This is a genomic window from Martinezella calliandrae, from assembly GCF_030272695.1.
In the GTDB taxonomy this organism is placed as follows: Bacteria; Pseudomonadota; Alphaproteobacteria; order Rhizobiales; family Rhizobiaceae; genus Rhizobium; species Rhizobium calliandrae.
This window is the reverse complement of record NZ_JARFYN010000136.1, coordinates 1-1,822: the sequence shown is the minus strand read 5'-3', so window position 1 is coordinate 1,822 and position 1,822 is coordinate 1. Positions and strand designations below refer to the sequence as shown.

At 57.5% G+C, this 1,822-nt stretch carries 2 protein-coding genes and 1 pseudogene; all 3 read left to right on the top strand.

What is annotated here, in order from left to right:
* The first annotated feature begins 89 nt into the window (after positions 1 to 89).
* On the top strand, positions 90 to 461 hold the full coding sequence (locus PY650_RS36325; protein WP_285884924.1) for a transposase: 372 nt from the start codon (positions 90 to 92) through the stop codon (positions 459 to 461).
* A complete protein-coding gene (tnpB, locus tag PY650_RS36320; RefSeq protein ID WP_285884922.1) occupies positions 458 to 802 on the top strand; it encodes an IS66 family insertion sequence element accessory protein TnpB in 345 nt (114 codons plus the stop codon). The genes PY650_RS36325 and tnpB overlap by 4 nt, the downstream gene beginning before the upstream one ends.
* A gap of 75 nt (positions 803 to 877) precedes the next feature.
* Positions 878 to 1,726 (top strand): annotated as a pseudogene (locus tag PY650_RS36315) (IS66 family transposase); the annotation flags it as partial.
* Positions 1,727 to 1,822 lie beyond the last annotated feature (96 nt).

The following is a 1,822-nucleotide window of genomic DNA, read 5'->3' as shown; positions in this document are numbered from 1 at the left end:
GTAAGCGCGTAGGCCATCCCACGTAGCGCCAGGATGGGAAATCGTTCATTTTCAGCATGAATCATGCTGGGAATCCTATGAGTGAAGATATGAATCAGGGTCGTACGTTCGAAATTCTGACGGCGGAGCCGGTGCGAACGCGGCGCAAACCGAAATCGTGGTCGGATGAGGCGAAGGCTCTGATCCTGGAGCAAGCGCTGGCTCCGGGCGCGAATGTGTCTGCGGTTGCGCGTGCCCATGGAATGGACCCGTCGCAGCTCTTTGGATGGCGGCGCGTAGCCCTCGCATCTGGTTCGGTTCAGCGTCTAAAGGCAACCGAAAACGATGAGGCCTTTACCCGTTTCGAGGCGGTGCGGACGGACACTGTCGAGATCGAGGTGGGTGACACGACACTTCGCGTCAGCGCTTCGATTGACCCGGCGCTTCTGAGCGGCATTGTCAGGGCGGTGCGGCAAGCATGATCGCTTCGGGTGTTGTGGTCTACGTGTCATGCCAACCGGTCGACTTCCGCAAGGGCGCTGCGTCATTGATGGCCTTGGTGCGGGATGGGGGTCTCGATCCGTTCAATGGCGCGCTTTACGTCTTCCGGTCGAAACGGGCAGACCGGATCCGCATCGTGTGGTGGGACGGTACAGGTATCTGCCTTTACGCAAAAATTCTTGAGGAAAATGGTTTTTACTGGCCAACGCAATCAGCCACGCGCATCCGTCTCGACCATGCGCAGTTGATGGCACTTCTGGCCGGAATGGACTGGAAAAGGATCAGGCCTTCCCAAGTGCGCAGACCGCTTTCGACAGGCTGAACAGGCCTGCGGCAAGATGAATCATGTCGCTGTAAGTGTTGGGAAATCGGCTGATTTTATGCTTTAGTGCATCTCATGATTTTACCTGGTTCCGACCTTCCTGACGACGTCGAAGCGCTGAAAGCGATGATCATCGCGATGAGCGCGGAGAAGGCTGCGACTGAGGCCGAAATCGCCCGAATGAAGGCTGTCCAACAGAAAGCCGACGAGCGGATCACCACTTTGACGGCGATCTTGAAGGTTTTGCAGCGTGCCCAAAATGGTACGCGCTCCGAGCGTCTGCGGCTGGCGATCAATGACGAGCAGATAGACTTCGCGTTTGAGGAGGTCGAGACTGGCCTTGCCGCGATTGATCGCGAACTTGGCCAGGGAGACAAAGACCGGCCGAAGAGGGCGGCGCGGCCTCGCAAAGGTTTTGCCGCGCATCTAGAACGCATCGAGGAAGTCATCGAGCCGGAGATCCCGGAAGAATGCCAGGGCTTGGAAAAAGTTCTGATCGGTGAAGATCGATCCGAGCGGCTCGATGTCATACCGCCGAAGTTCAGGGTCATCGTCACACGCCGCCCCAAATATGCGTTCAGGGAACGTGATGGCGTGCTGCAGGCTTTGGCACCAGCGCATATCATCGAAAGCGGGCTGCCGAGCGAACGGTTGCTGGCCTATATCGCCGTGTCGAAATATGCCGACGGTCTTCCGCTTTATCGCCAGGAGGCGATCTATCTGCGCGACAGCGTGGTTCTCAGTCGCTCTTTGATGGCCCAGTGGATGGGGCATCTGGGCTTCGAGTTGCGGATCCTGGCGGATTACATTCTGGAGCGTATCAAAGCCAGCGAGAGGGTCTTTGCGGACGAGACGACCTTGCCGACGCTGGTTCCCGGCTCAGGCAAAACCATGAAAGCGTGGCTCTGGGCATACGCTTGCGATTATGTGCACCTCGTAATTATGCGCAGATTGCTGAGGCAGGAGGCTTTAACCGTCGGATTCTCGGACGACTTCCGGCTGGTGAACTGCGCATAATTC